21 protein-coding genes are annotated in these 24,912 nt (G+C 65.5%); 9 read left to right on the forward strand and 12 right to left on the reverse strand.

Annotated elements, in window-relative coordinates; genetic code table 11:
- Positions 1–40: 40 nt before the first annotated feature.
- The 5 genes from E7811_RS06780 to cysQ form a co-directional block, all read right to left on the reverse strand.
- The gene (locus tag E7811_RS06780; protein ID WP_136393769.1) at positions 41–1,246 is read right to left on the reverse strand and encodes a glycosyltransferase family 4 protein; all 1,206 of its coding nucleotides are present in this window, start codon (positions 1,244–1,246) and stop codon (positions 41–43) included.
- A 5-nt stretch (positions 1,247–1,251) separates the two neighbouring features.
- Entirely contained in the window at positions 1,252–2,145 is an 894-nt protein-coding gene (gene galU / locus E7811_RS06785) for a UTP--glucose-1-phosphate uridylyltransferase GalU (RefSeq protein WP_136393770.1), read from the reverse strand.
- 126 nt (positions 2,146–2,271) lie between these two features.
- Positions 2,272–3,504: a glycosyltransferase family 2 protein gene (locus E7811_RS06790; RefSeq protein WP_136393771.1), complete on the reverse strand. Its 1,233-nt coding sequence runs from the start codon at positions 3,502–3,504 to the stop codon at positions 2,272–2,274.
- A complete protein-coding gene (locus tag E7811_RS06795) occupies positions 3,504–4,295 on the reverse strand; it encodes a 3-deoxy-manno-octulosonate cytidylyltransferase (RefSeq protein ID WP_136393772.1) in 792 nt (263 codons plus the stop codon). Before E7811_RS06795 ends, E7811_RS06790 begins: the two co-directional genes overlap by 1 nt.
- The gene (gene cysQ, locus E7811_RS06800) at positions 4,292–5,086 is read right to left on the reverse strand and encodes a 3'(2'),5'-bisphosphate nucleotidase CysQ (protein ID WP_136393773.1); all 795 of its coding nucleotides are present in this window, start codon (positions 5,084–5,086) and stop codon (positions 4,292–4,294) included. The genes E7811_RS06795 and cysQ overlap by 4 nt, the downstream gene beginning before the upstream one ends.
- Positions 5,087–5,246: 160 nt before the next feature.
- Here cysQ and E7811_RS06805 point away from each other — a divergent pair, with 160 nt between their 5' ends.
- The 4 genes from E7811_RS06805 to dnaJ all read left to right on the forward strand — a co-directional run bounded on the left by E7811_RS06805 (position 5,247) and on the right by dnaJ (position 10,067).
- Positions 5,247–6,068 carry an ABC transporter permease gene (locus E7811_RS06805; protein ID WP_136393774.1) on the forward strand — a complete coding sequence of 274 codons (822 nt, stop codon included), beginning with the start codon at positions 5,247–5,249 and terminating at the stop codon, positions 6,066–6,068.
- Positions 6,065–6,694, forward strand: coding sequence for an SH3 domain-containing protein (locus tag E7811_RS06810; RefSeq protein ID WP_136393775.1), 630 nt, complete (start codon positions 6,065–6,067; stop codon positions 6,692–6,694). The genes E7811_RS06805 and E7811_RS06810 overlap by 4 nt, the downstream gene beginning before the upstream one ends.
- A 238-nt stretch (positions 6,695–6,932) precedes the next feature.
- A complete protein-coding gene (dnaK, locus tag E7811_RS06815) occupies positions 6,933–8,837 on the forward strand; it encodes a molecular chaperone DnaK (protein WP_136393776.1) in 1,905 nt (634 codons plus the stop codon).
- Positions 8,838–8,909: 72 nt separating this feature from the next.
- On the forward strand, positions 8,910–10,067 hold the full coding sequence (dnaJ, locus tag E7811_RS06820) for a molecular chaperone DnaJ (protein WP_136393777.1): 1,158 nt from the start codon (positions 8,910–8,912) through the stop codon (positions 10,065–10,067).
- Between the two features lie 33 nt (positions 10,068–10,100).
- Here dnaJ and E7811_RS06825 read toward each other — a convergent pair whose 3' ends face one another.
- Positions 10,101–11,141 (reverse strand): DUF475 domain-containing protein, encoded by a 1,041-nt coding sequence (locus E7811_RS06825; RefSeq protein WP_136393778.1) that lies wholly within the window; start codon positions 11,139–11,141, stop codon positions 10,101–10,103.
- A gap of 127 nt (positions 11,142–11,268) precedes the next feature.
- Here E7811_RS06825 and radC point away from each other — a divergent pair, with 127 nt between their 5' ends.
- Positions 11,269–12,051 (forward strand): RadC family protein, encoded by a 783-nt coding sequence (gene radC / locus E7811_RS06830; protein WP_136393779.1) that lies wholly within the window; start codon positions 11,269–11,271, stop codon positions 12,049–12,051.
- A gap of 37 nt (positions 12,052–12,088) precedes the next feature.
- Here radC and E7811_RS06835 read toward each other — a convergent pair whose 3' ends face one another.
- From E7811_RS06835 to secA, 4 genes are all read right to left on the reverse strand, one after another.
- A complete protein-coding gene (locus E7811_RS06835; RefSeq protein WP_136393780.1) occupies positions 12,089–13,588 on the reverse strand; it encodes a phosphate ABC transporter substrate-binding/OmpA family protein in 1,500 nt (499 codons plus the stop codon).
- 18 nt (positions 13,589–13,606) lie between these two features.
- Positions 13,607–14,722 (reverse strand): hypothetical protein, encoded by a 1,116-nt coding sequence (locus E7811_RS06840; RefSeq protein ID WP_136393781.1) that lies wholly within the window; start codon positions 14,720–14,722, stop codon positions 13,607–13,609.
- 104 nt (positions 14,723–14,826) lie between these two features.
- The gene (locus E7811_RS06845) at positions 14,827–15,654 is read right to left on the reverse strand and encodes a sulfotransferase domain-containing protein (protein ID WP_136393782.1); all 828 of its coding nucleotides are present in this window, start codon (positions 15,652–15,654) and stop codon (positions 14,827–14,829) included.
- Positions 15,655–15,699: 45 nt separating this feature from the next.
- Positions 15,700–18,435 (reverse strand): preprotein translocase subunit SecA, encoded by a 2,736-nt coding sequence (secA, locus tag E7811_RS06850; protein WP_136393783.1) that lies wholly within the window; start codon positions 18,433–18,435, stop codon positions 15,700–15,702.
- A 184-nt stretch (positions 18,436–18,619) separates the two neighbouring features.
- Between secA and E7811_RS06855 the strand changes: the two genes are divergently transcribed.
- The 4 genes from E7811_RS06855 (at position 18,620) to E7811_RS17885 (ending at position 21,603) form a co-directional block, all read left to right on the forward strand.
- Positions 18,620–19,477: a peptidylprolyl isomerase gene (locus tag E7811_RS06855; protein ID WP_136393784.1), complete on the forward strand. Its 858-nt coding sequence runs from the start codon at positions 18,620–18,622 to the stop codon at positions 19,475–19,477.
- 24 nt (positions 19,478–19,501) lie between these two features.
- Positions 19,502–20,884 carry a bifunctional glutamate N-acetyltransferase/amino-acid acetyltransferase ArgJ gene (gene argJ, locus E7811_RS06860; RefSeq protein ID WP_136393785.1) on the forward strand — a complete coding sequence of 461 codons (1,383 nt, stop codon included), beginning with the start codon at positions 19,502–19,504 and terminating at the stop codon, positions 20,882–20,884.
- 82 nt (positions 20,885–20,966) lie between these two features.
- Positions 20,967–21,365: a (deoxy)nucleoside triphosphate pyrophosphohydrolase gene (locus E7811_RS06865; RefSeq protein ID WP_136393786.1), complete on the forward strand. Its 399-nt coding sequence runs from the start codon at positions 20,967–20,969 to the stop codon at positions 21,363–21,365.
- 97 nt (positions 21,366–21,462) lie between these two features.
- Entirely contained in the window at positions 21,463–21,603 is a 141-nt protein-coding gene (locus tag E7811_RS17885; protein ID WP_168732942.1) for a hypothetical protein, read from the forward strand.
- A gap of 74 nt (positions 21,604–21,677) precedes the next feature.
- Here the strand turns inward: E7811_RS17885 and infB are convergent, their stop codons facing one another.
- Both infB and E7811_RS06875 read right to left on the reverse strand, forming a co-directional pair.
- Positions 21,678–24,266, reverse strand: a complete 2,589-nt coding sequence (gene infB / locus E7811_RS06870) for a translation initiation factor IF-2 (RefSeq protein WP_136393787.1) — start codon at positions 24,264–24,266, stop codon at positions 21,678–21,680.
- Positions 24,263–24,907, reverse strand: coding sequence for an RNA-binding protein (locus tag E7811_RS06875; protein ID WP_136393788.1), 645 nt, complete (start codon positions 24,905–24,907; stop codon positions 24,263–24,265). The genes infB and E7811_RS06875 overlap by 4 nt, the downstream gene beginning before the upstream one ends.
- Between the last annotated feature and the right edge of the window lie 5 nt (positions 24,908–24,912).

A 24,912-nucleotide genomic window follows, 5' to 3' on the forward strand; every position in this document is an offset into this window, starting at 1 on the left:
CTCTTTCCCGGGGCTGCCGGGCGCCCCTGCCCCACATCTTTCAGAAGACCGTTAAGACCTTGTTGAAATGCCCGTCCCAGCTTGGCCAGCAGGTCCGGTCCCCTTCCACACGATCCCCGTCTTCATTCTTGTTCGCGGCCAGAATATGGCGGTTTACCGCTTCGGACCAAGAATACAGATCGCCCGGATCAACGTAAACCGCCTTGTCGCCAAGGATCTCGCGGAACACAGGCAGATCGCTGCAGATCACCGGGCAGCCAAGCATCGCCGCCTCGATGGCAGGCAGGCCGAAGCCCTCGGCCCGGCTGGGAAACAGAAGCGCACGGGCGCCCCCTAGCCAGGCGGCCACCTCGGCATCATCCGCGCCCCGGATTTCGCGCACGCCGGGAATGCCCGCATCCAGCCGTGCAAGCGTTGCCCGATCCGCCCAGCCTCGCGCGCCGATCACCATCAGATCGGCCGCGGGCGCGGCACGCGCCCACAGGTCAAGCAGCAGGTCGTGGTTCTTCCGGGGTTCGATCGTGCCGAGTGTCACGAAATAGGGCCGCCGCGGCACGGCATCGGGCGGCAGGCGCCCCGGAACCGGGGGGTCCACGCCCAAAGGCGCGGTCACGCCGGGGGGCACGCGGCCAAGGCGGGCGAATTCCGCCTCGGTCACGGCACGGGTGGCCTCGGCGCTGTGGATCACAAGATCGGCATGGGCCGCAACCGTTGCCATGCGGCGGCGGAAGGGTTCAACCGTGCCGGGCCGGCAGAATTCCGGGTGAACCAGCGGGATCACGTCATGAACCAGAACCGCGATCCGCAGTCCGGGCACACGGCGCAAGGCCTTCATCACCGAAGGCGACAGGTTCGAATGGCCCACGTTCAGATAGCGCGCGCCCTCCGGCAAGTGCCGCAAAAGGGTGCGGCCCAACCCCGCCGCGATGGTCCGCGCCACGGCCTTGCGCCGCAACAGTGCCTCGGCTCGCGCGCGCCCGTCGTCGCGTCGGCGCACCATCCGGGAAAACAGCGTGGCCGGAGGTGGGGCGATGCGCCCGCGCGCCAGATTGGCCACAGCGGCGCATCCCGCGCGGTCCAGAAGCAGAAACCCCACCGACGTCTGCACCAGCCCGAACAGGGGTTCAGGCACCTGCATCAGCCGTTCCAGGTAGGCCCGTTCGACCCGGTCGATCCCGGTTGGCACGCCCTTTCCCTGACGCGAGACAAGCCGCGTCAGGTCAAGCAGCCATGCAGGGGCGGCCACCGCCCTTATTGCGCTGCCTTCTGCATGGCCATCATGCCGTGCAGATAGTCCGAGAACTCGTCCCGCAGGTCGGGGCGCGCTAGGCCGAAGGCCACCGTGGCCTGCAGGAATCCTGCCTTCGAGCCGCAGTCATACCGCTGCCCGCGGAAACGGAAACCAAAGACCTTGCCGGTTTTCACTTCCTCGGCGATCGCGTCGGTCAACTGGATCTCGCCGCCGGCGCCCTGCTTCATCCGGTTCAGGTTGGTCAGGACCTTGGGCGACAGGATGTAACGCCCGATCACCGCAAGGTTCGAGGGCGCTTCGTCGGCCTTCGGCTTTTCCACCATGCCCTTGGCCTGCACGATGGACCCCATGTCATTGGCGATATCCAGCACGCCGTAGGACGATGCCTTTTCCGGCGGAACCTCCATCGCGGCCACCATGTTGCCGCCGGTTTCGGCGTAGGCCTCGACCATCTGCTGAAGGCACGGCTTTTCCGCCGCGATCACGTCATCGGGCAGCAGCACGGCAAAGGGTTCATTCCCGATCAGGCGACGCGCGCACCACACGGCATGGCCAAGGCCCATCGGCCGGTTCTGGCGGACATAGGCGATGGCACCCGAATCCATGTTGGTGCTTTTCAGAATTTCCAGAAGCTGGTCCTTGCCCGCCTTCTTCAGCGTGCTTTCCAATTCCGGTGCGTGGTCGAAATAATCCTCCAGCGCGGACTTGCCGCGCGAGGTGACGAAGATGAATTCCTTGATCCCGGCGGCGCGCGCCTCGTCGATGGCGTATTGAATGAGCGGTCGGTCAACCAGTGTCATGATCTCTTTCGGGATCGACTTCGTCGCGGGCAGGAACCGTGTTCCCATGCCTGCCACTGGAAAGATTGCCTTGGTAACCTTCTTAACCTTCATTGCTCGCTCTCTTGTCGTTGATCCGATACGCCGGATGCAGCCAGCCTATCCGGACAGCAGCGCCCGGGCATCGGAAATCGGCGCGTCCCGACAAGGAATGCCGCAAATTTCCTGAAAAAGAAACCCTCAGACCACACTCGGCCGGGGGGAAAAGCGTGCCATGGGGCGCAGGTTGCCGACCCGCTCGGTCTCGTAGGCCAGCCTTTCGGGGAAGGTCCAGAGCCGGAACCGGGGCTGGCTGCGCAGCGAGGCCCCGAAAAGCCCGCCGGTCTGTTCCCAGAACCCCGCCGGATCAAACCGCATCCGGTGCTTGCGGGGCGTAGGCGAGAACAGGAACAGCGTCACGATCTGACCCTCGCGGGCGGCCCTTTCGGCCTCGGCACGCAGGCGGCCGGCCTGCCAGATGCGCCCGGCGATCACCTTGCCGTCCCTTTGCCCGGTGCCCGGCAGGGGCTCGAACCCGCCGGCAGGTGCCGGAATCGGTGGCAAGGGACCAAGCGGACGGGTCAGCCCATCGGCCCACCCCCCGGAAAGGCTGTCCATCAGCCGCGCCACATCGGCCCCGTTCAGCCGTGCCGCCTTGCGATGCGCCGCAAGCCGCACGGCCTGTGCGCCCGCCAGCGCCGAGAACGCGGCGGGAAGATCCGCATCCGGCGCGTGCCGACGCAGGAAGCAGGCGGTCGAGGCGCCGATGTCGGCCAGTGTCAGCGGCACGCGATCGGCCCGGCGCCGGTCGCTGGCGGCAAAGCCGTGGGCGACCTGTGCATCCGGGATCACGGCGGTGCGCGCCTGCATCCGCAAATTCACATCCGCCTCGTCCAGATAGAACCGGAAGGCCGGATCAAATCCGCCCGCCGCCCGCAGGGCCGAGGCGCGGAAGGCGCAGTTCGCGCCCTGGGTCTTGACCGGGCCGGTTGCGTCAGGGGCGAAGACCCCGCCCGCGCCCGCATCAAGGGGATGATCCTGCCCGAACCGGTCGATCCGCGCCGCCCCCCATTGCAGGGATATCCCGTTCCGGCCGCGCACGAACCCGGTCGCGGCATCGACCGACGGATCGGCGAGGGGCGCGACCAGCCGCGACAGCCACGTCGGTTCGGCCACCGCGTCATCGTCGATGAAGGCAACGGCCTCTCCTGCGGCCAGGCGAAGGCCCGCGTTGCGCGCGGCGCTGATGTTGGCCTCGTCGAAGGCCACACGGCGCACCGGATGCCGCGCCGCCACGGCCAGACCCGCAGGATCGGCGACCACGATCACCTCGAACTGCGGATGGTCCTGCAGGGCCAACGCCTTCAGGCAAAGATCAAGCGCCTCTGGCCGCCCCCGGCTGACAACAATCACGCTGGCGGGGGGCGATGCCATCAGCCGCCCATCTGGGCCATCATGGCCTCGATCCGGGGCACGTCTTCGGGGTTGTTCAGTTCCCAGAACTGGCGGCCCCGTGCCTCGACCTCCACGCACAGGACCTGGCGACCGTTCTCCAGGAACCGCAGCTGTTCCAGCCCTTCAAGCCGCTCCAGCGGGCCGACCGGCCAGCGGGGATATTCGGCCAGTGCCGCCGGACGATAGGCATAGACGCCGACATGGTGAAAGACCGGCGTTTCCTCGTCATCGGCATAGGTCCGGCCGGTGTAAGGGATGACTTCCTTGGAAAAGTAGAGCCCCCGGCCCCCTGTGCCGAAAACCGCTGTGGTCCCGCCCACGCGGCCCGCGCGCCGGTCGGCCAGAAACCCGTTCAACGCGCGCCCGTCGCAGCGCAGCACCGGCGTCGCGATATCGGCGCCGGGGTCGGCGCGCAGGCCCGCGACCAGATCCTCGACAAACCAGGCGGGCGTCAGCGGCGCGTCGCCCTGAAGGTTCACCACGATGTCGAAGCCCGGCAGCTTTTGCGCCACCTCGGCGCAACGCTCGGTGCCGTTCTGGCAGTCGGATGAGGTCATCACCACCTCGGCGCCGAAGCCCGCAGCATGGTCGCGGATGCGGTCGTCATCGGTCGCCACGACGACGCGATCGGCGCCGCGCACGGCCATCGCCGCCTCCCATGACCGGCGGATCAGCGTCTTTTCCCCGTCCGGTCCCTTCAGCGACACCAGCGGCTTGCCGGGATAGCGGATCGAGGCATAGCGGGCCGGAATCGCGATCAGGACAGTCATTTCTTCAGCTCCACTCCCGGCGCGTAGGCGATGAAAAAGGGATTGTCCCATCCCGCCTTGCCGTAGGACAGCGGGCTGTGATCGTCGAAGCGCACCACATGGCCGCCCGCGCCGCGCAGAACCGCGTCGCCCGCCGCCGTATCCCATTCCATCGTGCGGCCAAGCCGCGGGTAAAGATCGGCCTCGCCCGTGGCGACCAGGCAGAACTTCAGGCTGGACCCGGCGCTGGTCATGTCGCGCACCGCGTATTTGGCGATGTAGTCGTCCGTTGCCTGATCGCGGTGGGATTTCGACGCCACCACCATCAGCGCGCCATTGTCAGGGCTGGATACCCGAAGCGGCTTCACCGGCCCGGGTGCGGCCTTGTCGAAGGCCCCCGTTTCCTCGACCGCCGCGCCCCCGGCTTCGGTGTAGAACAGCCGCCCCTTGGCGGGGGCATAGACCACGCCCCGCAGCGGCACGCCGTTTTCGACATAGGCGATGTTCACCGTGAAATCGCCCCGGCGCTGGACGAATTCCTTGGTTCCGTCCAGCGGGTCGACGATGAGAAAGGTCGAAGCCGTCAGCGAATGGCTGGCCGCCTGTTCCTCGGTGATCAGCGTCACGTCGGGGAATTCCGCGCGCAGCCCTGCCGAGATCAGCGCATCTGCGGCCTCGTCGGCCTCGGTCACCGGGCTTGCATCGCCCTTGGCCTTCACCTCGAAATCCGGGCCGTTGTAGACCTCCATGATCCGGTCGCCGGCTTCCAGCGCAAGGCGGCGCATCACGTTCACAAGTCGGTCGAAATTCATCTGCAAGGCTCCTTCGGCTGGCCCTTTTCAGGGGACCGCGGCGGACATTCCAGCGCGGTTGTCAAAAAACGTCAGGTTCCTTATCATCGCTTGCTAAGGGAACGGCAAGATTTCCCGGCCTAAGAGGCAGCAGACACCCAGTGTGAAGGTGATGGCAGGCATGTTCCAGCCCGAGGTGAAGACAAGCCCTGCACGAACGGCCTTCGGGCTGATGGAACTGATTTTCCATGCCACCGTCCGGAACGTCCGGAAGACACACGGAAACGCGGTGATCGGGCTTTTGCTGAACATCGTGCAGACGGTGTTGCTGGTGGCGGTCTTCTTCGTGCTGTTCGATCTTCTGGGCATGCGATCCAGCGCGATCCGGGGCGATTACCTGCTTTACGTGATGTCGGGCATCTTCATGTACATCACCCATATCAAGGCGATGGGGGCGGTGTTCAGTTCCGAAGGTCCGACCTCGCCGATGATGAAGCATTCGCCGATGAACACGATCGTGGCGATCACCGCGGCGGCCTTGGGTTCGTTATACATCCAGGTGCTTTCGGCCGCTGTCGTGCTGTTCATCTATCACGCGGCCTTCACGCCGATCACCTTCCACGAACCCGTGGGCATGATGGGCATGTTCCTTCTGTCCTGGGCGTCGGGTGTGGCCATCGGCATGATGTTCCTGGCCGCCAAACCATGGGCGCCCGATCTGGTGGGCATCGTCCAGCAGATCTATCAGCGCGCCAACATGATCGCCTCGGGCAAGATGTTCGTGGCCAACATGATGCCGGGATACATCCTTGCGATGTTCGACTGGAACCCCCTGTTTCACACGATCGACCAGGGACGCGGCTATATCTTCCTGAACTACAACCCGCATTTCAGTTCGGGCACCTATCCGCTTTACGTCACGCTCGCCTGCCTGATGATCGGGCTGATGGGCGAGTTCTATACCCGCAAGCATGCCTCGGCCAGTTGGGGAGCCAAAAGATGATCCGCGCGCTTGCGCTTTGCCTGTTGTCGTTCCTGCCATCCATTGCCGGTGCCGAAGCGCTTCCCGCCCTGTTCTCGGTCAAGGGCGTCGCCGCGAACGACGTTCTGAACGTCCGCGCCGCCCCATCCGCCGAAGGCGATCTGCTGGGCAGCCTGCCGCCCGGCGCGACCGGCGTCGAGGTTGTCGCGCTGAACCCCGAGGGCACCTGGGGCAGGGTCAACATCGGCGAAACCGCCGGATGGGTTTCGATGCGGTTCCTGGCGCGCGAACCGGGGCCGGACTGGATCAGCCTCGATGTGCCAATGTCCTGCTACGGAACCGAACCGTTCTGGTCGCTCGACTATGCGCCCGACCGGCGCAACATGATGCTGCGCCAGATGGCCGACGAGAATGACCTGGGCCTGTGGATCAACTGGCACATCGCCACAAGTGGCCGGAACGGACAGATCGGCTGGAACCTGTCCGGCCCGGCGCGGCAGGGCTTTGCCACGCTGACCGCGGAACGCTGCACCGATGGGATGAGCGACCGCGAGATGGGGCTTTCCATCAGCCTTTTCCTGAACCCGGATCAGGAAAGCGCGGCCGAGCCGATCGGCCTTTCGGGTTGCTGCACCCTGTCGCGCTGACCCGGCGTGAAATGCCCCCGGTCAGCCCCTTCGCGGGCCGCCGGATGGCGGGGCGACATATTCGCAAATCGCGAACTTTCACGCCGCCGTTACGCTTGCAGGCCCCCGAAGCCCTGCCTATATACCCCTCGAAGCCGGAAGGGGCGGCCGCGCCCCGGCCGGGTCTTCTGGGATCGGGGAGCAGGGGCCGTAGTCGGGCCTGTTCCCCACAACATCGCCTAACGAAGAGGACCATATCATGGCCAAAGTCATTGGGATCGACCTCGGGACCACGAACTCCTGCGTTGCCATCATGGATGGGTCGCAGCCCCGCGTGATCGAGAACTCGGAAGGCGCGCGCACGACGCCCTCCATCGTTGCCTTCACCGAAGGCGAACGCCTTGTCGGCCAGCCCGCCAAGCGGCAGGCCGTCACCAACCCTTCCAACACCGTCTTTGCCGTCAAGCGCCTGATCGGTCGCCGCTTTGACGATGCGCATATCGCCAAGGACAAGAAGAACCTGCCCTATGCCGTGGTGAACGGCGGCAATGGCGATGCCTGGGTCGAAGCGCGGGGCGAAAAGTTCTCGCCGGCGCAGATCTCGGCGATGATCCTTCAGAAGATGAAGGAAACCGCCGAAAGCTATCTGGGCGAAACCGTCACGCAGGCGGTGATCACGGTTCCCGCCTATTTCAACGACGCACAGCGCCAGGCCACCAAGGACGCCGGCAAGATCGCCGGCCTTGAAGTGCTGCGGATCATCAACGAACCGACCGCGGCCGCGCTGGCCTATGGCCTGGACAAGAAAGACACCAAGACGATCGCTGTCTATGACCTTGGCGGCGGCACGTTCGACATCACCATCCTGGAAATCGACGACGGCCTGTTCGAGGTGAAGTCGACCAACGGCGACACCTTCCTGGGTGGCGAAGACTTCGACATGCGGATCGTGACCTACCTCGCCGAGGAGTTCAAGAAAGAGCATGGCGTTGACCTGACGCAGGACAAGATGGCGCTTCAGCGCCTGAAGGAAGCCGCCGAAAAGGCCAAGATCGAGCTTTCGTCCAGCCAGCAGACTGAGATCAACCAGCCGTTCATCTCGATGGACAAGAACTCGGGCACGCCGCTTCACCTGGTGATGAAGCTGACCCGCGCCAAGCTGGAAAGCCTGGTGGCCGACCTGATCAAGGCGTCGATCAAGCCCTGCCAGGCCGCGCTGAAGGATGCGGGCCTGTCGACCGGCGACATCGACGAGGTGGTTCTGGTGGGCGGCATGACGCGCATGCCCAAGGTGGTCGAGGAAGTCACCAAGTTCTTCGGCAAGGAACCCCACAAGGGGGTGAACCCCGATGAGGTCGTCGCCATGGGTGCGGCCATCCAGGCCGGCGTGCTGCAGGGCGATGTGAAGGATGTCGTTCTGCTGGACGTCACTCCGCTGTCCCTGGGGATCGAAACGCTGGGTGGCGTGTTCACCCGCCTGATCGACCGCAACACCACGATCCCGACCAAGAAATCGCAGGTCTTCTCGACCGCCGAGGACAACCAGTCGGCCGTGACGATCCGGGTGTTCCAGGGCGAACGCGAAATGGCCGCGGACAACAAGATGCTGGGCCAGTTCAACCTTGAAAACATCCCGCCCGCCCCGCGTGGCGTGCCGCAGATCGAGGTGACCTTCGACATCGACGCGAACGGCATCGTTTCCGTGTCCGCCAAGGACAAGGGCACCGGGCGCGAACAGAAGATCACCATCCAGGCCTCGGGCGGTCTGTCGGATGACGAGATCGAAAAGATGGTCCGCGACGCCGAGGCGAATGCCGAGGCCGACAAGGCCCGCCGCGAGCTGGTGGAAACCAAGAACCAGGGCGAAAGCCTGCTGCATTCGACGAAGAAGTCGCTGGACGAACACGGCGACAAGGTCGATCCCTCGACCGTCGAAGCCATCGAACTGGCGATGCAGCCGCTGGAAGACGCGCTGAAGGGCGAGGATGCGGGCAAGATCCGCTCGGGCATCCAGAACCTGACGGAAGCGGCGATGAAGCTTGGCGAAGCCATCTACAAGGCCCAGCAGGCGGCCGACGGCGGGGATGAAGACAATCCGCGTTCGGTCGACGATGACATCGTCGATGCCGATTTCGAAGACCTCGGCGAAGACAAGCGGAAGTAAGACCGCTGGAACAACGGGGGGGCGGTCCGGAAACGGGCCGCCCTTCCCGGTTCCTGAAGGAGGCGATTTCCCGTGGCAAAGCGCGATTATTACGAAGTTCTCGGGGTCTCCCGCGGGGCCAGCGCCGAAGAGCTGAAGAAGGCCTATCGCCAGAAGGCGAAAGAGCTGCACCCCGACCGGAATTCCGACAATCCGAACGCCGAGGCCCAGTTCAAGGAAGTGAACGAGGCCTACGACGTCCTGAAGGATGCCGACAAGAAGGCCGCCTATGACCGGTTCGGCCATGCCGCCTTTGAAAACGGCATGGGCGGAGGCGGCGGGGGCGGGCCGCGCGGCGGCTTCCAGCAGGGCGATTTCGCATCGGCCTTTTCGGACGTGTTCGAGGATCTGTTCGGCGATTTCATGGGTGGCCGTGGCGGCGGCGCCGGGGCGCGCGCCCGTGCGCAGCGCGGGTCCGACCTGCGCTACAACCTGCGCGTCACGCTTGAAGACGCCTACAAGGGCATCCAGAAGACGATCAACGTGCCGACCTCGGTCACCTGCGAGGGCTGTAACGGCACCGGGTCCGAAGGCGGGTCGGAGCCTGTCACCTGCCCCACCTGTTCAGGGATGGGGAAGGTCCGGGCGCAACAGGGCTTCTTCACCGTCGAACGCACCTGCCCCACCTGTTCGGGCGCGGGCCAGATCGTGAAGAACCCGTGCCGCGCCTGCGGCGGGTCGGGCCGGACGGAAAAGGAACGCGCGCTGTCGGTCAACATTCCGGCGGGCGTGGAGACCGGAACCCGCATCCGTCTGGCGGGCGAGGGCGAGGCGGGCCTGCGCGGCGGACCTTCGGGTGATCTTTACATCTTCATCGAGGTGCGCGAACACGCCATCTTCCAGCGCGACGGCGTGCACCTGTTCTGCCGCGTGCCGGTGCCGATGACCACCGCCGCCATGGGCGGCGAGGTCGAGGTGCCCACGATCGACGGCGGGATGAGCCGGGTGAAGGTGCCGGCGGGCAGCCAGTCGGGCAAGCAGATGCGCCTGCGCGGCAAGGGGATGCCTGCGCTGCGCGGCGGCGGCGCGGGGGACATGCTGATCGAACTGGCGGTGGAAACCCCGGTCAACCTGACAGCGCGCCAGAAGGAACTCTTGCGCGAGTTCGAGAAACTGTCGTCCGAGAACAACCCGGAAGGGTCGTCCTTCTTTTCCAAGGTCCGCAACTTCTGGGACGGGATGAAGAACTGAAACGGGGCCCCGCGGGGCCCCTTTCCTTTCCGGTCAGGCGGCGCTTTCCGCACGATTGTGGCGGATCGACGACCACAGCGACAGGCCGATGAACCCCGCCCCCAGAAGCCCGGTGATGATTTCGGGAATATGCACCAGGGTCTGGGCGAACATGACCGCCGACAGGATCATGATCGACCAGAAGGCGCCATGTTCCAGATAGCGGAACTGCGCCAGCGTCTGGCGTTCGACCAGCATGATCGTCATCGACCGGACATACATCGCCCCGATGCCAAGGCCGATGGCGATGAGGAACAGGTTCTGCGTCAGGGCGAAGGCGCCGATCACGCCGTCGAAGCTGAACGAGGCGTCCAGCACCTCAAGATAGAGGAACGCCCCCACGCCCCCTTTCGCGGCAAGATCCGTCGCCTCTTCGCTGGCGTCCAGAAGGTGCCCCACGACCTCGACAGCAAGAAAGGTCAACAGGCCCGAAACCCCGGCATAAAGGAACGTCGCCACATCCGCGGCCGGAATGACGGTGGCAAAGACCAGCATGACCGCCAGCACGACCGCCACCTCAAGCCCGCGGATCGAGGCGAAACGCGCCATCTGCCGTTCAAGTGTGGCGATCCAGTGGACCTCCTTGCCCTCGTCGAAGAAGTAGTTCAGCGCGACCATCATCAGGAAGGCGCCACCGAAGGCCGCGATCGACATATGCGCGCCGCCGATGATCCGGGCGTATTCGTCCGGCTCGCTCGCGGCCAGGCGGACCGCCTGCCACGGGCCAATCTTGGCGGCCACGACAACGATCAGCAGCGGAAAGACGATCCGCATCCCGAAAACGGCGATGATGATGCCCCAGGTCAGGAACCGCTGCTGCCACTCCGGCGTCATGTCCTTGAGCTTGTTCGCGTTCACGATCGCATTGTCGAAGGACAGGCTGATTTCCAGCACCGCAAGAATGGCTCCGATCAGGAAAAAGCCGAGCGCCCCCGCAAGCGTGCCGCCATAGGTCCACCCCAGCCAGAACGCCCCCGCAAGGCCGGCCGCAGTGACCAGAAAGGCCCAGCGGAAATAGTGGAGCGTGACCTGCATTTCCAAACCCCATCGGTTGCGACCGCACTCAGATACGGTTTCCCCCACGCGACAACAAGGGCGGCGGGCGTGCCGACCGGAAATTACGGTTAATCCTTTCTTCACGATCCGGCTGCAGGCTTTGCCGATGTGCCCGACTCATGCCTTCAACGATGCCGCAGGCCTGCCGCTGTTCGCCCCCCCGGGGGACGAAGACGAAACGGCGCCCGGTCCGGCGCTGGCCGTCGGGGGCAGGCTGCCCTCCTACATCGCGGATCACCGCAAGCGCCTGCGCGCCCGGTTCATGGAAGGCGGCGCAGGGGCGATGCCGGATTACGAATTGCTTGAACTGATCCTGTTCCGCGCGATCCCTCGGCAGGATGTCAAGCCGCTCGCCCGCGCGCTGATCGACGCCTTCGGCGACCTGAACCGGGTGATCACTGCCCCCCTTCCCCGCCTGATGGAGGTGAATGGGGTTGGCGATGCCGTGGTGATGGAGCTGAAGCTGGTCGAGGCGGCTGCACAACGGATGGCCAGGGCACGGGTGATCCACCGGCCGGTGCTGTCGTCATGGGCGGCGCTGCTGGATTACTGCCATACGACGATGGCACATCGTGAAACGGAACAGTTCCGGGTGCTTTACCTGGATCGCAAGAACGTGCTGATCGCGGACGAGGAACAGGCGCGGGGCACCGTCGATCATGTCCCGGTCTACCCGCGCGAGGTGGTCAAGCGCGCGCTGGAACTGAACGCCAGCGCGCTGATCCTTGTGCACAATCACCCCTCTGGCGATCCCACGCCCTCGGAGGCCGACATCGGCATGACGATGCAGATCCGCGACGCGGCCGAGGTGATGGGGATCACGCTGCACGATCATCTGATCGTCGGCAAGGAACGCGAGGTCAGTTTCCGCTCCGAAGGATATCTCTAGGCGGCCCCCGGCCCGGTCCACGGCGCGCGCCGGGCGATCATCCGCCGTGGGGCCTGAGCCAGACTTCGACGCGGCGATTGATCCGGCGGCCCCCGGCGGTGGTGTCGCAGGCCATCGGGCTGGTTTCCCCGAAGGCCGCAACGCGCGGCATCTCCTGGCCCTCGGGCAGATCCTCCACCAGACCGGACAGGGCCTGAAGCACCGCATCCGCCCTTGCGCGCGACAGGTCGCGGTTCGCCCGCGCATCGCCCGACCCGTCCGAAAACCCGACCAGAAGCATGTCCTCGCCGGTGAAAAGCCCCGCCTCCAACATCCGTGCCAGATCGGCCAGATTGTCGCGTGACGGTCCGTCCAGCGTGCTGGACCCGTCGGTGAACCGGAAGGTCAGCGAAAGCCGGTCAGCCCCGGCCATCATCTCGACCAGGGCCTTCAGATCGGCCAGCGCCACATCCTCGCCCACCCCGCGCACCGCGTTGATCAGGCGCAGGCCATCGGCCGTCATCGGGCGGCGTTCCGGGGCGCGGTCCACATAGCCCGCCGCGGCAATCGCCGCCTGTGCCGCAGGCATCGACAGGAAATCCAGAAATTCGCGCGCCATCAGGGGCAGCCGGCGGCGGGGCGTCAGGAACCGGATCGGCAGCGCCAGCGGGTAATCCTCGGCCTTGACCGACAGCGCGTCGGGCAAGAGCGGAAAACCGCAGCTGTCGGTCAGCGGAAGAACGCGCGCCTCCGCCGCTTCGGCCCGACCGATCATCGCCACCCCGTAGGGATCGCGCGCAACGGCCTGCGCCAGTGTTGCGGTATCGCCATGGCGCACCTCTGCCCGCACCGGGCGCCCCAGCCGGGTGTCCAGCGCCTGCTGGAAGGCGGCGGCCTGGTCCAGCGCATGGACGACGACCGGCATGTCAGGCCCGCCCAGTTCGGCCCAGTTCGTGACATCGCCGGCCAGCACCCGCGCCAGGTCAGCCGTGGCAATCGCCGGCAAGGGGTTGTCGGTGGCCACCACGGGCACAAGCGCATCCAGCGCGATGGTGCGTTCGCCAAGCCCCGGCTCGGGATGGGGCGACAGGATCAGTTCGGCCCGTGCCGCCATCAGTTCGGCCCGTGCCCTGTCGGGCGAAAGGGGGGCAAAGCTGATCCTCGCCAGCGTCCGCCCCTCGGCCGGTTCGGTCAGCTCCAGCCGGAAACCGCCCGCTTCGGCGGTCTCGGCCACCTCAAGCCCGCGTTCGGCGGCAAAGGCCCGGAACAGGCTGGGCACAAGCGCCCGGCCCGCGCCTTGGTCGCCCACGATGCGGATCACCGCAAGCGGCGCGGTCAGATCGGGGCAGCCCGGCCCGGTGCAGATCACGCCCTGCGCGTCGACCGTCAGAAGGCCATAGCGCGTTTCGATCCGGTAGAATTCGCCGTCAAAGCCCATCAGCGTGCCATCCAGCGTCAGCGCACCGTCGCGCGAGGTCAGCGACACATCCTGCGCCGCCGCCATCAACGGAACGAAAAGCGCGGCGAAGATCGCCGCGCACAAGTGCCAGATTCGCATGGACCCTGCCTGAATGCCTTACTCGGACTTGGCGAGTTTCAGGTCAGGAACAAGATTCTTCAACACCAGAATGTCGCCTGCGGCATCGCAATCCGGCATCGCCACGGTCAGTTCGGTGACGAAGGATTCGCCGCCAACGCTGGTCAGGGTTTCCCCCAGCAGATCGCGTCCGCAGGTGGCCTCGGTCACGGCGGCCTCGATGACCACCTCGACGGGCACATCCGCCGCCGCCGGATAGGTATAGACCTCGGCCAGCATCGGCAGATCGACCGCCCCGTCGCCCAGAAGCGTCAGGAAACCGCCCGCGGCGGGCACGCCGGGAAGCGGCTGGCGCGGGTCCGTGGCGGACACATGACCGGGCATGCCGTAATCGGCCCCGGCCTCGAAGGCATGAAGCTGGAATGCGTCATCGGCCAGCCATTGCACGGCAAAACGGCGGAACCCGGCCAGATCGGGTGCTTCGACCGATGCCTCGACCGCCTCGCCATCACCGAAAAGGACACTGACGGCGGCCTCGGTTTCCATCGCCGGAACCGAGGTGAAGACCGATCCGCTGGCCGAGGTGCGCGCGGTAAAGACAAGCCCGCCGTGGCGGATGACGACCCGTTGGTCAGGCCGGCAGGGCGCGGTCAGCGTCAGCCCGACCATCGCGTTTTCCTGCGCGACAAGGTCAAGCAGGATCGCGCAGTCGCCTTCGGCGGTCGGGGCCGGGGGGGCGGACGGTTCGGCGGACGGCAATGGCGTGGTGACCGTTGCGGCGGGCGGAAGAACGATCGCGGGTTCTGCCGTGGGCGCGAAAGGCGCCGCTTCGTCCGCGAGGGCCGCAATCTCGATCGGTGCGGCGTCCCCTGCATCGGCGGCGACCGTCGCGGGTTCCACGATCGGGGTTTGCCCCGGCGGAACATCGGGCACGGCAACCTCGGGTGCGCCTGCATCAGCCTGCGGGGCGGGTGCCTCGAAAGGCGCGCCTGCCGTCGCCCCAGCGGCGACAGCGGTGATCGCCCTGGGTTCCGCGGCGGCCGCCGCAGCCTGCTGCAGCCTTTGCTTTTCGGCCCGTGTCTGCACGAAATGGCCCGTGGCCAGGCCGGCCGCGACCAGCATGGCCGACAGGGCGAGACGACGTTTCAGTTCCATCCGAGTGGCTCCCACCAGAACAACATGACGGGACGCTAGCCACGAATGCGGGCAAATGCGTGGCGATTCCGGGGAATGTTTCCAGCGGGGAAATGGCGAACGGGTCAGGCCCGGTTCGGCACCCAAAGCGTGCGTGTCTGCGGAAACTTCTGCGCACAGGCATCATAGACCGGCGCATAGAATGTGCGGATCTTCCGTTCCAGCTTTTCAGGAACATCCACCTTCTTTTCCGAAACGTTGACCTGAACAGACAGGTGATCGTCCTTGACCGGAACACCGAAGAAGGCCTCGATGCGTTCAAGCGAGGGAACCGTGAAGAGGTCTTCGTAGAAACCAAAGAAGGTCTGTTCAGGGGTAAAGACCTGTTCGATCCGCTCGATTGTCCTATGGTATTCGGTTCGCAGCCGATACTGCTCGGACTTGTAAAGGTTTTCCAACGCCCGGATGTCAGCCAAGACCCGCTCGTCATCGGAAATCGCGGGGTTGTCGCGGTTCTGCATCCGCGCCATGCTCCAGACCCGTTCGAACGGATCGCGCATCAGATAGACGACGCGAAGGTCAAAGCCGCGATCTTCCAGACGGTCCCGGATGTCGCGCAGGGTCGCAACGTCAAGGCCGGCATAACTGGGCGTGATGTCACCCGTCATCCAGTTGCCGGCTTCGATAAGCCCATCGAAGAACGACGCGTAAAGATTGGGGTCGCGCTGCATGTCATGGCGAAGCTTGATCGCGTGATACTGCGGCTTTCCGGCGAGCGAGGCGAGACGCTCATCCGAGACCACAAACCCCTTCAGGCGCGGATCGGCGATGGCATCCCAGACGTGGTATTCCTTCAACGGGCCGAAATCGACCCCGTCGAAAGAGCCAAGATAACTGTGCAGCCAGGTGGTGCCCGCCTTCTGCGCACCGAGGCCAAGAACGAAACGTTTCAAGACGAATGTCCCCCGCTGTGGTTTCCCCCGAACCTGATCGACCGCTTACAGCTTTCCGTGGCAGTGCTTGAACTTCTCGCCCGAGCCGCAGGGGCAGGGATCGTTGCGCGAAGGGTTGCCCCAGGTCGTCGGATCGTTTTCATCAAAGCCGGGTCGCGCAGAAGACCCGGCGGCCACCGCTGCGGCAGGAGCAGCCGCAGCCGCAGCGGCGGGTGCGGCAGCGGCGGCGGGTTGCGCCGCGGCCTGTGCCGCGCGTTGCTGGGCCAGGTACTGCTGCATGACCGCGCGCTGTTCCTCTTCAGTCATCGGGCGCACCTGCGACAGCTTCTGCGTCACGTCCTGGCGCAGCGAGTTCAGCATCGATTCGAACAGCGCGAAGGCCTCGGTCTTGTATTCCGAAAGCGGGTCACGCTGCGCATAGCCACGGAAGCCCACCACCGACCGCAGGTGTTCCAGCCGCAGAAGGTGTTCGCGCCACTTGGCGTCGATCGTATCCAGCAGGAACTGCTTTTCGATGTTGCGCATCGTCTCGGCGCCGAAGCCTTCGGCCTTTTCGGTCATCATCTTGTCGGCGGCCTCGACGATCCGGTCGCGCATCGCCTCGTGATCCACGCCTTCTTCCTTGGACCAGGCGATGATCGGCAGGTCCAGCCCCAGCTTTTCCATCACCGCCGCGTAAAGGCCCGGCGCGTTCCACTGGTCGGCGTAGGATTTCGGCGGCATGAAATCGTCGATCAGGTCCTCGATCACCTCGTCGCGCATGTCCTGAACGATCTCGGACAGGTCCGCCGCCTGCATGATTTCCATCCGCTGGCCGAAGATCGCCTTGCGCTGATCGTTCATCACGTCGTCGAATTTCAGAAGCTGCTTGCGGATGTCGAAGTTGCGGCCCTCGACCTTGGCCTGCGCGCGTTCCAGCGACTTGTTCACCCAGGGGTGGACGATGGATTCGCCTTCCTTCATCCCCAGCTTCGACAGGATGGAATCCAGCCGGTCAGAGCCGAAGATGCGCATCAGGTCATCTTCCAGCGACAGGAAGAAGGCCGACCGCCCCGGGTCACCCTGACGACCAGAGCGACCGCGAAGCTGGTTGTCGATGCGGCGGCTTTCGTGCCGTTCGGTGCCCAGGACGAACAGGCCGCCGGCCGCCAAGACCTTTGCCTTTTCTTCGGCATGTTCGGCCTCGATCCGGGCGCGGACCTCGTCGGGATGGACGGCCGGATCCTTGGCGATGGCCTCCATCACCTTCATCTCGACGTTGCCGCCCAACTGGATGTCGGTGCCGCGGCCCGCCATGTTGGTGGCGATGGTCACCGCGCCGAACTTGCCCGCATCGGCGACGATCTGCGCCTCCTGTTCGTGCTGGCGCGCGTTCAGGACGTTATGGGCGATCCCTTCGTCCTTCAGCAGGCCCGACAGGAATTCCGATTTCTCGATGCTGGTTGTGCCGACAAGGATCGGCTGGCCCTTTTCATGGGCCTCCTTGATGGCCTTCAGCACGCCATCATATTTTTCCCGCGCGGTGCGGAACACCTGATCGTGTTCGTCGATCCGCTGGATCGGGCGGTTGGTCGGCACTTCGACCACGCCCAGCTTGTAGATTTCCATGAACTCCTCGGCCTCGGTGGCCGCAGTGCCGGTCATCCCCGCCAGCTTGTCGTAAAGGCGGAAGTAGTTCTGGAAGGTCACGCTGGCCAGCGTCACGTTCTCGGGCTGGATCGACACGCGTTCCTTCGCCTCGATCGCCTGATGCAGCCCGTCCGACAGGCGCCGCCCGCGCATCATCCGGCCGGTGAATTCGTCGATCAGCACCACCTCGCCATCGCGGACGATGTAATGCTGGTCCTTCAGGAACAGTTTGTGCGCCCGCAGACCCTGGGTGACGTGATGGACCAGCGTCGTGCTTTCCGGGTCGTAAAGCGATTGCCCGTCCGGCAGAAGCCCCGCGGCGCGCAGCCGCTGTTCGATGAACTCGTTGCCTTCCTCGGTATAGGTCGCGTTGCGGGATTTCTCGTCCAGCTTGAAATGTTCGTCCTTCAACTCGGGGATGAACTCATCGACCTTGAGGTAAAGCTCGCTGCGGTCCTGGCTCGGCCCCGAGATGATCAGCGGCGTCCGGGCCTCGTCGACGAGGATCGAGTCGACCTCGTCGACGATGGCAAAGAAATGCCCGCGCTGCGACATCGCCTCGATCGAGGATTTCATGTTATCGCGCAGATAGTCGAAGCCCAGTTCGTTGTTCGTGGCATAGGTGATGTCGCACCGGTAGGCCGCGCGCTTTTCCTCTTCGGGCTGGTAGGGATAGACGACGCCGGTCGTAAGCCCCAGTTGCGCATAGACCTTGCCCATCCATTCGGCATCGCGCTTGGCGAGATAGTCGTTCACGGTGACGACATGCACGCCCTTGCCCGCCAGCGCGTTCAGATAGGCGGGGAAGGTCGCGACCAGCGTCTTGCCCTCGCCCGTCTTCATCTCGGCGATGTTGCCCTGATGCAGGAAGATCCCGCCCATCAGCTGTACGTCGAACGCCCTCAGCCCCAGCGCACGACGCGCCGCCTCGCGGCAGTTGGCGAAGGCTTCCGGCAGCAGCGCGTCAAGGCTTTCGCCCGATTGCGCGCGGCGGGCCAGATCCTCGGTCTTCTGCTTCAGGCCCTCGTCGCTCAGCGCCTGGTATTCGGGCTCCAGCGCGTTGATCTTCGCGATCAGCGGCCGCACCGATTTCACCTTGCGGTCATTCGGCGTTCCAAACACCTTCCGCGCGATCGTTCCGAGGCCCAGCATTTTTTCTCCGCCTGCTCGTTCCTGACAAGATCGTGCAAGGCTGCGGGCTTGCCCGGCTCGGCCTGCTTCCATAGAAGACCAGTCAGGCAGGTGCGCCCCGTCTCACGCGACCAAGGCGATGTAAGCGGGGGCGTGTCCCAAGTCAACGCGGCGCGGTGATCCGCCCGGATCAGGAGAAGGTGATATGGCGAAAATGACGAAATTGCTGCCCGTTCTGGCGCTCGGAGCCGCCGGGATGCTGGCTGGCCTGCACCCGGCCCTGGCCGAAGGCGAAACCGCCGATACCGTCGTGGCGACCGTGAACGGAACCGAAATCACGCTCGGCCAGATGATCGTCGTGCGCGAACGGCTGCCCGCGGAATACCAGGCGCTGCCCGATGACGTGCTCTTCAAGGGCATCCTTGACCAGCTGGTGCAGCAGACCGCCCTGCAGCAGACGGTTGAGGACAAGCTGACCCTGCGCGACCGGATCGCGCTTGAAAACGATCGGCGCGGCTACATGACCGGCGTCGCGCTTCAGGCCGTGGTCGAAGGTGCGGTGAACGATGCCTCGCTTCAGGCCGCCTATGACGAACGGTTCAAGGATTTCCAGGCCCAGACCGAATACCGCGCCGCGCATATCCTGGTGGACAGCCAGGACAAGGCCGCCGCCCTGAAGGCCGACATCGACGGCGGCGCCGATTTCGCCGAGTTGGCGCGCGCGAATTCCACCGACGGGGCCGCTGCGAACGGCGGCGATCTGGGATGGTTCGGCGCGGGCATGATGGTCAAGCCCTTCGAGGATGCCGTGATGGCCATGCAGGTGGGCGAGGTCGCCGGCCCGATCGAAACGCAATTCGGCTGGCACCTGATCAAGCTGCACGAAACCCGCCTGTCCGAAGCACCGAGCCTTGATGACCTGCGCGAGGAACTGGCTGCCGAGATTGAACAGACGGCGGTTCAGGCCCATATCGAAGCGGTGACCGCCGCGGCTGCCGTCACCCGCCCGGGTGAAGGCCTTGACCCGGCGATCCTGAAGGATCAGACAATTCTGGACCAATAAGCCACCGCCGCGAAAGGGTGCCCCATGGCCAAGACCGACTGGAAAGCCGAAGCCAAGGCTTTGAAGAAGAAGCTTAAGAAGAAGGTCGCCGGGTTGAAGGCCGAACTGGCCGAGGCGCGTGGCGAGGTCATGGAAGAAATCGGCGAGGCGGTGGACAGCGTGAAGAAGGCGCTGAAACCCGTGTCGCCGCTGGCCCCTAAGGAAGGCTTTCCCAGTCTTCCGGTGATCGCCGGGGCGGAATTCGCCGCCGCCGAGGCGGGAATCAAGTACAAGAACCGCAAGGACGTGATGCTGGTGCGGCTTGCGCCCGGCACCTCCGTCGCGGGGGTCTTCACCACCTCCACCACCCGGTCGGGCTGCGTGCGTGATTGCCAGGCGAAACTGGCGATGAAGGTTCCCGCGGATGCCGGCGCCGCGATCGTGGTGAATTCGGGCAATTCCAACGCCTTCACCGGCAAGGTCGGCGATGCAGCCGTCGCCGCCGTCACGGGCGGCGTGGCAAGCGCCCTTGGCCTGCCGGCCAGCCGGGTCTTTTCCTCCTCGACCGGGGTAATCGGCGAACCGCTGCCGCATGACAGGATCACCGCCGTGATCCCGCAGCTGGTGGACGACCTGTCCGAGGACGGCATCCAGATGGCCGCCGAGGCCATCATGACGACCGACACCTTCCCGAAAGGGGCCGCGGCAACGATCCAGGGCGAGGGCGGCGCGATCCATATCGCGGGCATCGCCAAGGGATCGGGCATGATCGCCCCCGACATGGCGACGATGCTGGTCTACATCTTCACCGATGCGACCATCGCCCCGGCCGCCCTGCAGAAGATGCTGGCCCGGAACACCGGCCCCACCTTCAACTCCATCACCGTCGACAGCGACACCTCGACATCCGACACCCTGCTTCTCTGCGCCACGGGCAAGTCACCCGCGGCGCCGCTGAAGGGTGCCTCACTGAAGGCCTTCGAACAGGCGCTGCATGGCGTGATGCGCTCGCTCGCCCATCAGGTCGCGCGCGACGGCGAGGGGGCCACGAAATTCGTCGAGATCCGCGTGACGGGTGCCGCGACCGACGGGGACGCCGCGAAATGCGCCTTCGCCATCGCGAACTCGCCGCTCGTCAAGACCGCCATCGCGGGCGAGGACCCGAACTGGGGCCGCATCGTCATGGCGATCGGCAAGTCCGGCGCCATGGCCGACCGCGACCGGCTGACCATCACCTTCGGCGACATCGTCGTGGCGAAGGATGGCTGGCGCAACCCCGGATACACCGAAGAGGCGGGCGCCAGTTACATGAAGCGCGACGAACTGGTGATCGGGGTCGACATGGGACTGGGCCGCGCCGCGCGCACGGTCTGGACCTGCGACCTGACGGACCGCTACATCGCGATCAACGCGGATTACCGCTCCTGATCCCTTCATTCTGGTTCAAATATCCTCGGGGGGTCCGGGGGGCAGACAGCCCCCCGGCCTGCCTCCGGCAAGGGCGCCTGACATGAAAACCATCCTCGTTTCCGCCGTGGCCCTGATAGACGCCGATGGTCGCGTGCTGCTGGCTCAGCGGCCCGAGGGAAAGTACCTTGCAGGGCTCTGGGAATTTCCCGGCGGCAAGGTCGAACAGGGCGAAACGCCCGAGGCCGCGCTGATCCGCGAACTGCACGAGGAACTGGGCATCGACACCTGGAAAAGCTGTCTCGCCCCTCTGACCTTCGCCAGCCACAGCTATGACGATTTTCACCTGCTGATGCCGGTCTTTGCCTGCCGCCGCTGGCAGGGAACACCCGTCGCGCGCGAGGGCCAGACGCTCGCCTGGGTCCGCCCGGACCGGCTGCGCGACTATCCCATGCCACCGGCCGACCTGCCGCTGATCCCCATCCTGCGCGACTGGCTGTAGTCGTCGGCGTCAGCACAGCGGACGTTCACGCAAATTCGCTTTGCGCGCTTCCGGTTTTCCCGCCAAAGTCGGGGCTCATGGGCTTTGGGGGAAGCTGATGTTGCGCACCATCACCTTGGGAAGCTGCGTTTCCGTGCAGGGGCTTGTCGTGGCCCGATACGCCGATGGCCGGATCGCCGTCCGGGTCGGCGACATGACCTTCGTCGGCCATCCGGTGACACCGGCGAAAGCGGCGTGATCCATCCGACCCACTGAAACGGAAAAGGCCGGACAAGATGCCCGGCCCCTTCGATTGTTGGCGCGCTGGCCCGGTCAGGTCAGCGAACGCTGCACTTCCTCGCGTTCGAAAATCTCGATGACATCGCCGGGGCGGATGTCGTCGTAATTCTCGAAGGCCATGCCGCATTCCTGGCCGGACTGCACTTCCTTGACCTCGTCCTTGAAGCGCTTGAGCGTCTTCAGCGTGCCTTCGTGGATCACCACGTTGTCGCGCAGCAGGCGCACGCCAGCCGAACGGCGCGCCACGCCCTCGGTGACAAGGCAGCCCGCCACCTTGCCGACGCCGGAAACCTTGAAGACTTCCTTGATCTGGGCATAGCCGATGAAGTTCTCGCGCACCTCGGCCTTCAGAAGGCCGGAAGCCGCCGCCTTGATGTCATCCACGAGGTCGTAGATGATCGAGTAATAGCGGATTTCCACGCCCTTCTGGTTGGCGCTGTTGCGGGCGCTGGCATTGGCGCGGACGTTGAAGCCGATGATCGGCGCCTGGCTGGCCTCGGCGAGGCCGACGTCGGTATCGGTGATCGCACCCACGCCATAGTGCAGGACGCGCACGCGCACCTCTTCGTTGCCGATCTTTTCCAGCGCCTGCACGATCGCCTCGGCCGAACCCTGCACGTCGGCCTTCACCAGCACGGGCAGTTCGGCCACATCGGCATCGGCCTTCGCCTTGGCCATCAGTTGTTCCAGCGTGGTTGCGGCACCGGCGGCGGCGCGCTTGTCCTTGGCGGCCTTCTCGCGATAGGTCGCGATCTCGCGCGCTTGCGCTTCGGTTTCCACCACGTTCAGCACGTCGCCCGCTTCGGGGGTGCCGTTCAGGCCCAGAACTTCGACCGGAACCGAAGGCCCGGCCTCGTCGACGCGGTTGCCCTTGTCATCAATCAGCGCGCGGACCTTGCCCCACTGTTCGCCGACGACGAAGATGTCGCCGCGCTTCAGCGTGCCGTTCTGCACAAGAACCGTCGCGACGGGGCCGCGGCCCACATCGAGCTTGGCCTCGATCACCGCGCCCATGGCTGCCCGATTCGGGTTGGCCTTGAGTTCCAGGATCTCGGCCTGCAGCGCGATCGCCTCCAGCAGCTGGTCAAGGCCCTTGCCCGTCTTGGCCGAAACCTCGACGTCCTGCACGTCGCCCGACATCTGTTCGACGACGACCTCGTGCTGAAGCAGGTCGGTGCGCACCTTCTGCGGATTGGCATCCGGCTTGTCGCACTTGTTGATCGCGACGATCATCGGCACCTTGGCGGCCTTGGCGTGATTGATCGCCTCCACCGTCTGCGGCATCACCGCGTCATCGGCGGCCACCACCAGAACGACGATATCCGTCACCTGCGCGCCGCGGGCCCGCATCGAGGTAAAAGCCGCGTGGCCGGGCGTATCGAGGAAGCTGATCAGCGCGCCGCTTTCGGTGCGAACCTGATAGGCGCCGATGTGCTGGGTGATGCCACCGGCCTCGCCCGACACGACATTCGCCTTGCGGATCGCGTCCAGAAGGCTGGTCTTGCCGTGGTCGACGTGGCCCATGATGGTGACGATCGGCGGGCGCGGACGCAGGTCTTCGGCCTTGTCCTCGACCGTGTCGATGACCTGTTCGACGTCGGCATCCGACACGCGAACGGCGCGATGGCCGAATTCCTCGATCACGATCTCGGCGGTGTCGGCGTCGATGGTCTGGTTCATCGTGACCATCATGCCCATCTTCATCAGCGACTTGACCACATCGGCGGCGCGTTCGGCCATCCGGTTGGCCAGTTCGCTGACGACGATGGTTTCGGGCAGCTGCACGTCGCGCACCTGCTTTTCGGCCTTGTGGCCCATGCCCATTGCCTTCTGGCGGGCCTTTTCCTGCTTGCGCTTCATGGCGGCAAGGCTGCGCGTGCGCCCGCCTTCGCCATCCAGCGCCGCGGTCAGCGTCAGCTTGCCGGCGCGGCGGCCTTCGTCGCCACCACGGCCCTTGGCGCCACGATCCCGATCGGCCCCGCGATCATCGCGTTCACGATCGGTCTTGCGCGGGCCGACGGCCGGCTTCATCGATGCCGGGCCGCGCGCGCCTTCCTCGGTCGCGGCGGCGGGTGCTGCCTCGGCCGCAGCGGGCGCGGCGGCTTTGGCCGCCTTTTCCTGCTGGACCGTGCTGCGCGACCGGGTCGAAAGAATTTCGGCCTTGCGCGCCTTGGCGGCCTCTTCGGCCTCGCGGCGGGCGCGTTCCTCTTCCTCGGCCTTCTGGCGCAGGGCGGCTTCGCGGGCGCGATCCTCGCGCTCTTTCGCCTCGATCTCTTCGCGGCGGCGCTGACGGTCTTCCTCGCGCTGGCGTTCTTCCTCGGCGCGGCGTTCGGCATCTTCGGCCTCGCGCGCCTTGGCAGCCCTCAGGGCCGCCAGACGGCGTTCCATCTCCGCATCGGAGATGCCTGCGGGGCGCTTGGCCGGGTCGCCGCTGGAGGCGGTCGAGCCTGTTCCTGCCCCGCCGGTCGAGCCAACTCCGGGTTTGGGGACGACGACGCGCTTGCGCTTCGTCTCCACCACAACATTCTTGGTCCGGCCGTGGCTGAAGCTCTGCTTCACCTGACCGGGGCGGCCACCTGCGCCACCAAGACCAAGGGGTTTCTTGCCGTCTGTATCGCTCATACCGTCTTCGTATCCTCTCCGGCGGTCCCGCCGCCGTCCTGCATGGCCAGCTCCCCACGGAGCCCGGCCAGCCTTGCCGCTTCCTCTACAACACGGACGCTGAGTCCGCCAGCCGCAAGCGCGGCGTGTATCGCACGTTCCCGGCCGAATGCCAAACCCATTTCCCCCGAGCTGAGGCAGCCGATAAAGGCGCCTTCGCCCTTGGGTGGATGCAGTTTAGCCTTGCCCCGTTCCGAACCGTCATGCGCCTGAACCAGCGCCACGGCCCGGCCCGAAACCAGCCAGTCTTTCACCTTCTCGTACCCTGTCACCGCCTTACCGGCCTTGCGCGCCATCGACAGCAGGTCGATCACCCGCCGGGCCAGCAATGCCTCCACCTGATCGGCCAGCCCCTCGGGGGCCTTGACCGGCTGGTGCGCGGCACGGGCGAACAGCCCCTTTGCCGCCGCCCGGTCCAGCGCGGCCCGATCCGCCGCCACATAGAGCCCGCGTCCCGGCAGCCGGTTCAGGATGTCGGGCACCACCAAGCCGTCGGGTCCGACCACAAAACGGATCAGCCCCCCCTTCGGCTGGCTTTCCCCGGTGGCGATGCAACGCCGTTCCGGTTCGTCCCGCGATTTTTCCCGGCCGCCGCGCGTCACGCGTG

Origin of the sequence: Aliigemmobacter aestuarii, from assembly GCF_004799285.1 — a bacterium.
Taxonomy (GTDB): Bacteria; Pseudomonadota; Alphaproteobacteria; order Rhodobacterales; family Rhodobacteraceae; genus Aliigemmobacter; species Aliigemmobacter aestuarii.